6 protein-coding genes are annotated in these 6,123 nt (G+C 75.0%); 3 read left to right on the plus strand and 3 right to left on the minus strand.

Annotation, left to right across the window (positions count from 1 at the left end; translation table 11 throughout):
* Both J0670_RS26935 and J0670_RS26940 read left to right on the plus strand, forming a co-directional pair.
* Window positions 1-439, plus strand: a 439-nt coding sequence (locus J0670_RS26935) for a CAP domain-containing protein (protein ID WP_207814270.1), incomplete at its 5' end; no start/stop codon positions are given.
* 180 nt (window positions 440-619) lie between these two features.
* Window positions 620-2,182 (plus strand): sigma-70 family RNA polymerase sigma factor, encoded by a 1,563-nt coding sequence (locus J0670_RS26940; RefSeq protein ID WP_207814271.1) that lies wholly within the window; start codon window positions 620-622, stop codon window positions 2,180-2,182.
* Window positions 2,183-2,197: 15 nt separating this feature from the next.
* On the opposite strand, the gene J0670_RS26945 is transcribed toward J0670_RS26940, so the two are convergent.
* The gene (locus tag J0670_RS26945) at window positions 2,198-2,437 is read right to left on the minus strand and encodes a hypothetical protein (RefSeq protein WP_207814272.1); all 240 of its coding nucleotides are present in this window, start codon (window positions 2,435-2,437) and stop codon (window positions 2,198-2,200) included.
* 288 nt (window positions 2,438-2,725) lie between these two features.
* Window positions 2,726-4,213 (minus strand): M1 family metallopeptidase, encoded by a 1,488-nt coding sequence (locus tag J0670_RS26950; RefSeq protein ID WP_207814273.1) that lies wholly within the window; start codon window positions 4,211-4,213, stop codon window positions 2,726-2,728.
* Window positions 4,214-4,560: 347 nt separating this feature from the next.
* Between J0670_RS26950 and J0670_RS26955 the strand changes: the two genes are divergently transcribed.
* Window positions 4,561-5,457, plus strand: a complete 897-nt coding sequence (locus J0670_RS26955) for a carbohydrate kinase (protein WP_307806710.1) — start codon at window positions 4,561-4,563, stop codon at window positions 5,455-5,457.
* Window positions 5,458-5,508: 51 nt separating this feature from the next.
* Here J0670_RS26955 and J0670_RS26960 read toward each other — a convergent pair whose 3' ends face one another.
* Window positions 5,509-6,036, minus strand: coding sequence for a GNAT family N-acetyltransferase (locus J0670_RS26960; protein WP_207814275.1), 528 nt, complete (start codon window positions 6,034-6,036; stop codon window positions 5,509-5,511).
* Between the last annotated feature and the right edge of the window lie 87 nt (window positions 6,037-6,123).

A 6,123-nucleotide genomic window follows, 5' to 3' on the forward strand; every position in this document is an offset into this window, starting at 1 on the left:
CGACCAGCGGGCCGCCTCCGCGATTCGGCCGGGACCGGTGGGCGGCGGCGCGTCGTCCTCCTTCGCGCAGCAGGTCGTGAACCTGGTCAACGCCGAGCGCGCCAAGGCCGGCTGCGGCCCGGTCACCGCCGAGTCCCGGCTGGCCGCCGCCGCCCAGTCGCACAGCGACGACATGGCCGACCGCAACTACTTCGACCACGCCAGCCCCGAGGGCTACCACGCCGACCACCGGATCGAGGCCAACGGCTACCGCTGGAGCACCTGGGGCGAGAACATCGCCCGCGGCCAGAAGGACCCGGCGGCGGTGATGAACTCCTGGATGAACAGCCCCGGCCACCGCGCCAACATCCTCAACTGCTCCTTCAACCAGCTCGGGGTGGGGGTACGGACCGGCGCCAACGGTCCTTGGTGGACCCAGGTGTTCGCGGCCCCGGCCTGATCGGTGCCGGGCACGGGTCTGGCCGGCCCGTGCCCGCCCGGTCCTCTACCGGCCCGTGCCCGTCGGTCGTCCACCGGTCCGATTTTCCGATTCCGTGCACATTGTTGTTATCTGATCACTCCCCACAGGTCTCCGAGGAGGCAGCGGCGGACGGAAACACGGCAAGACGGAGTGCGGACCATGAACGCTGATGTGCAGAACCGGACCGGGACGGCCCTGGTACTCGCGGCGCAGGCAGGCGACCGGCAGGCCCAGGAGGCGCTGGCCGCCGCCTGGCTGCCGCTCGTCTACAACGTGGCCGGCCGCGCCCTCGGCGGCCACGCCGACGTGGACGACGTCGCCCAGGAGACCATGATCCGCGCCCTGGACGGCCTGGACGGGCTCCGCGACCCGGAGGCCTTCCGGTCCTGGCTGATCGCCATCACCATGAACCAGGTGCGCCGCCGCCACGCCGCCGGTCAGCAGCAGCCGACCGTCGGCGGTCTGGACGAGACCTGGGAACTCCCGGACCCCAGGGCCGACTTCACCGACCTGACGATCCTCCGCCTCGGCCTCTCCGGCCAGCGCCGCGAGGTGGCCGAGGCCACCCGCTGGCTCGACCCCGACGACCGCGAGCTGCTCGCCCTGTGGTGGCTGGAGGCCGGTGGCGAACTCACCCGCGCCGAACTCGCCGAGGCCCTCGACCTGACCCCGCAGCACACCGCCGTCCGCGTCCAGCGGATGAAGAAGCAGCTCGAAGCCGGACGCGTCGTGGTCCGCGCCCTCGGCGCCTACCCGCGCTGCCCAGGCCTCGCCGAGGCCACCGCAGGGTTCGACGGCACCCCGAACTCGGTGTGGCGCAAGCGCATCGCCCGCCACATCCGCGGCTGCGCCGCCTGCGACGGCCTCGGCCGCGACCTCTTCCCCACCGAGGGACTGCTGGCCGGCCTCGCGCTGGTCCCGGTGCCGCTGGACTCGCCCGCCCTGCTGCACTTCCAGCACACGGCGGCCACCGCGGCGACCGCGGGGGCCGGCTCCGGCACCGCCTCGGGAACCGCCACGGGCCCTGGAACGCACGGTGGTTGGGCCGGGACCGCCGCTCGCAAGGCCGTCCTGGCGGGCGGCACGGCCGCAGCGGTGGCCGTCACCACCCTCGCCCTGGTCTGGCCGAACCACAGTGAGCCGCCGAGCGCGGCGGCACCCGGGCCCAGCACCCCGGCCGCCGCCCCGGACACCCCGTCGGCCGTGGTCGCGCCGCCGTCGCCCACCGCGACGGCCACACCCACGCCGACGGCTCCACCCGCCGAGTCGTCGACCCCGAGCCCGACCCCGACACCTTCGCCGACCGCGACCCGCCCGACCACCGCCGCGCCCTCACCCAATCCGGAACGCCAGCTCGTCGACCTGGTCAACGCCGAACGGGCGAAGGCGGGTTGCGCCCCGCTGCGGATCGACCCCCGGCTGCACTCCGCCGCCCAGAAGCACGCCGACGACATGGCCGCCCGCGGCTTCTTCGACCATGTGAACCCCGACGGCGTCCGCGCCGACGCCCGGATCACCGCGGCCGGCTACCGCTGGTCCCAGTGGGGCGAGAACCTCGACCGGGGCCCGACCACCCCCGCGAGCGTCCTCTCCCGTTGGATGGACGGCGGCATCCACCAGTCCAACCTGCTCGACTGCGGCTTCAAGGACGTCGGCATCGGCACCGCCACCGGCCCGGCCGGCACCCTCTGGACCCAGGACCTCGGCGCCCCGCTGTCCTGACCTCCGCGCGTCCGGTCAGGCGGGCGTGACCGGGACGAGGCCGTTCGCCTGACCGGTCACGAACCCGGTGGCGTGGCCGACCACACCGCCCGCGTCCCCGACCTGGGCCGGGAGCGTCTCCGGCGCGCTGGTCAGCGGACCACCGGGCAGTCCGTCGGAGCCGCCGAGGGTGCTGGCGTGCGCACTCGGCGCGGTGAGGGAGGCCACGACGCCCACGGCGATCGAGGCGACGGCGAGCATGCTGCGCTTCTTCATGGCCGGTCCAACGACGCTGCGCCGGAAGGGTTACGGCCCGTTCCGGATTCCGGCGGCGCGTCGGGACCGGTCGCCCGCCCGGGGCTCCCCTCGGGCGGGCGGCGTCGGGGCGTCCCCCGCAACGTTGGACGGCCCGCGGGCCGGCCGGGACTCGGCCGGGCGGCGGGCGGGCCGTGGGGACCACCATGGCCCGCCCCGACCCCTGGCGGCCAGGGGCGCGAAGGGGCGCCCGGAGTCACTCGCGGAGCGCCCGGACGGTACGAAAGGCGGCAGAGCGTGGGAAAGGCCTCAGAGCGCCCCGGCCACCGGGGCCGGGGTCGAGGACGCCGGTGCGACCGTCCAGTCCGGATGCCCCGGCATCGGCGGGGTGCGCAGCCCGTACAGCCAGTCGGCGAGGAACCCGCTCAGGTCCTGCCCGGACACCTCGGAGGCCGTGCGCACGTAGTCCCGGGTGCTCGCGTTGCCGTGGCGGTGCTCGCTCAGGAAGGTGCGCTCGATCCGGTCGAAGGTGTCCGCCCCCACCTTCTCCCGGAGCGCGAACAGCACCAGCGCGCCGCCGGCGTAGCGCTGGTCGTCGAAGAGCTTGGCGGCGGTGGGGGAGGCGACGGGCCCGGCGTCGTGCCGCCACTGGTCGCCGAGGCCGTACACGTGGCGCATCCGGTCGACCAGGGTGGTGTGGCCCATGGTGTCCGGCCAGCCGCGCTCGTCGCGGTAGTCGAAGCCGTAGTACTCGGCGTGGCCCTCGTTGAGCCATAGGTCGGCCCAGGTGGCGGGGGTGACGCTGTCGCCGAACCAGGAGTGCACCAGTTCGTGCATCATGTGCGAGCCGATCGCCGGCTCGGCCTGACGCAGGAAGGTCGGCTTGTAGAGGGTGAGGGTCTGGGTCTCCAGGCCGGTGAAGGCGAAGGCCGCGGGGTCGTCGGTGTTGACGGGCATCAGGCCGTAGGTCTCGAACGGGAACGGCCCCAAGCGTCGCTCGGCCCAGGCGAGTTGGTCGGCGGTGAGGTTCAGCGCGGGTTCGAGCTCGGCGGCGCGGGCGGTCGGTACGACGTCGCGCAGCGGCAGTCCGTGCGGGCCGGTGCGCTCGCGGACGGTGTAGTCGCCGACCGACACCTGGACGAGTTCGGTGGCCACCGGCTCGCGGGAGACGTACCGCCGCAGGGTGCGTCCGTCGCCGAGCCGTTCGGTCTCCGTGAGCTCCCCGTTGGCGACGCCCAGCAGGTTGTCCGGCGCGGTCACGGCGATGGTGAAGCGGGCCTTGTCGCCCGGGTGGTCGTTGCAGGGGAAGACGGTGTGCGCCGCGGTGGGCTGGCCGGCCACCGCGAAGCCGTCCGGGGTCGGGACCCAGCCGGTGTGCGGCAGCCCGGCGCGCGGGTCGGCGGTGTACTCGACGGTCAGCCGCGCGGTGGCGTCGCCGTGCAGGGGCTTCGCCGGGGTGACGGTCAGCTTCTCGTCGCGGGTGGTGAACGCGGCCGCCCGCCCGTCGACCCGGACGGACCGGACGTCCAGGCCGAGGGCGTCCAGCGACAGGCTGGTCAGCGTACGGGAGGGCCGGGCGGTGATCACCGCGGTGGCGTCCACGGTGCGGGTGTCGGCCCGGTACTCGAAGGACAGGTCGTAGGCGAGCGCCCGGTAGCCGGTGTTGCCGAGCGAGGGGAAGACGGGATCGCCCAGCCCGTCCACCGCAGTGGCGGGCGGGGCGCCGGCGGACAGCAGCGCCGCGCTGAGCACGAGGGCGAGGACGAGACCGGGACGGGGCCTGAGCAGGGTGATCACCGCACTTCGGGGAGCCGACGGTCGGGGCCGGGGAACGGCGCGTGCGGGACGCGCCGGGCACGGATGCTAGTGGACCGTCAGGCCCGGGCAGACCGGATCGGCCCGAACCGTGACGACGGGCGGGCATCCCCCGGACGGCGTACGGCGATGGCGGTGCGTCCGGGTGGTGGCTAAGGTCGGGAGTGCTCCGTCCCCTGACGGACGGGGCCACGGCCGTCGGAGTACCTGGCCAGGTCCGGCGGCCGTACTTCCCGCCCTGACGCATCGCGCCCGCACACCGCCCTGGCGCACCCCGTAGGCTGGCGCCCGAGCCGCCGCCCGCGTACCGGATGCCAGGAGCCGCCGTGATCAGCCCCGCCTCACCCGTTCTGGTGATCGGCGAATGCGTCGCCGACATCGTCCGTACGGACGGCGCCCCGGACCGCGTCCACCCCGGTGGCAGCCCGGCCAACCTCGCGTACGGCCTGGCCCGGCTGGGCCGCCCGGCCGTGCTGCTGACCGAGCTGGGCCAGGACGCCAACGGGCGGCTGATCCGGGAGCACCTGGAGTCGGCCGGAGTGGTGGTCCGGGCCGCCGAGGTGGCGCGGACGCCCTCGGCGGTGGTGCGGCTGGACGGCCAGGGGCGCGCGCAGTACACCTTCGACATCGGCTGGACCCTCCCGCCGGCCGAACCCGAGGCCGCCCCCGGCGCCGTCCACCTGGGCTCGATCGGCGCGGTCACCGAACCGGGCGCGGCCTCGGTGCTGGCCCTGGTGGAGCGGTGGCGCGGCCGGGCCCAGGTCAGCTACGACCCGAACGTGCGCCCCGCGTTGATGGGCGAGCGGGCGGAGGCCGTCCGCCGGGTGGAGCGCTGCGTGGCGCTGAGCGATCTGGTCAAGGCGAGCGACGAGGACCTGGCCTGGCTCTACCCGGGCGAGTCCGCCGAGGCGGTCGCCGAGCGGTGGCTGGCCCTCGGCCCGTCGGTGGTCGCGATCACCCTGGGTGCCGACGGGGCCTTCGCGCTCACCGCGGAGGGTGAACGGGTGCGGGCGGCGGCCGTCCCGGTGCCGGTCGCCGACACCGTCGGCGCCGGGGACGCCTTCATGGCCGCCCTCCTGCACGCCCGCGCCGCCGGAACCGACCTGTCCGGCTGCCTCACCCGGGCCGTGACGGCCGCCGCCCTCACCGTCTCCCGCCCGGGCGCCAACCCGCCCACCGCGGCCGAGCTGTCGGCGGCCCTGGAACGCCGGTCGGCCGCGTGTTAGGTCTCGGTCGGGCGCGGGGCTTCCGGATGGCCTGGCCCAACTCTCCCACCGTTACTGCTCGGTGAGGTCCTTGCCGTACCAGACTTCGGCGTACGGGTTGCCGCTGGTGTAGGCCGGGATCTCGCGGTAGCCGTTCCTGAGGTAGAGCGCGCGGGCCTCGACCAGGTCGAGGCGGGTGTCGAGGACGATCCGCTCGGCGCCCATCGAGCGGGCGGCCTCGTCGGCGGCGGCGAGCAGCCGGGCACCGCCGCCGGTGCCGCGCAGGCCGGGGCGGACGAAGCAGCGGGTGAGCTCGGCCGTGGTGACGTCGAAGCGGCGCAGACCGACGCAGGACTGGGCGGCGCCGGCGTAGCGGCCGAGCAGGAAGAGGCCGGTGGGGGCGGCGAGGTCGTCGCTGGGGGAGCCGGCCAGGCCGGTCTCCAGCTCCTCCGGGGTGCCCTCCCGGCCCAGGTGCAGCCGGTAGTAGCGGTTCGCCACGTCGTAGTAGTACTCGCGCAGCAGCTCCAGGGCCTCGGGGCCGGCCACGTCGGCCGTGCTGATGGTCCAGAGGTCGGTGCGGCCGGGCGCGGTGTTCGTCATGGGCGCATGATCCACTCCCGGCGCCGGTGCGGCAAAGGGTTTTCGTGCCGGTTCCGGTGGCCGTCGGCCGGAGGCGTCCCGGCAAAG

The organism is Streptomyces sp. FH025 (assembly GCF_017427025.1).
Lineage (GTDB): Bacteria > Actinomycetota > Actinomycetes > Streptomycetales > Streptomycetaceae > Kitasatospora.

What these genes read in the sequence shown, in the direction of transcription:
- J0670_RS26940 (WP_207814271.1), top strand. Translation starts at nt 620, where the DNA reads ATGAACGCTGATGTGCAGAACCGGACCGGGACGGCCCTGGTACTCGCG.
- J0670_RS26945 (WP_207814272.1), bottom strand. Translation starts at nt 2,437, where the DNA reads ATGAAGAAGCGCAGCATGCTCGCCGTCGCCTCGATCGCCGTGGGCGTC.
- J0670_RS26960 (WP_207814275.1), bottom strand. Translation starts at nt 6,036, where the DNA reads ATGACGAACACCGCGCCCGGCCGCACCGACCTCTGGACCATCAGCACG.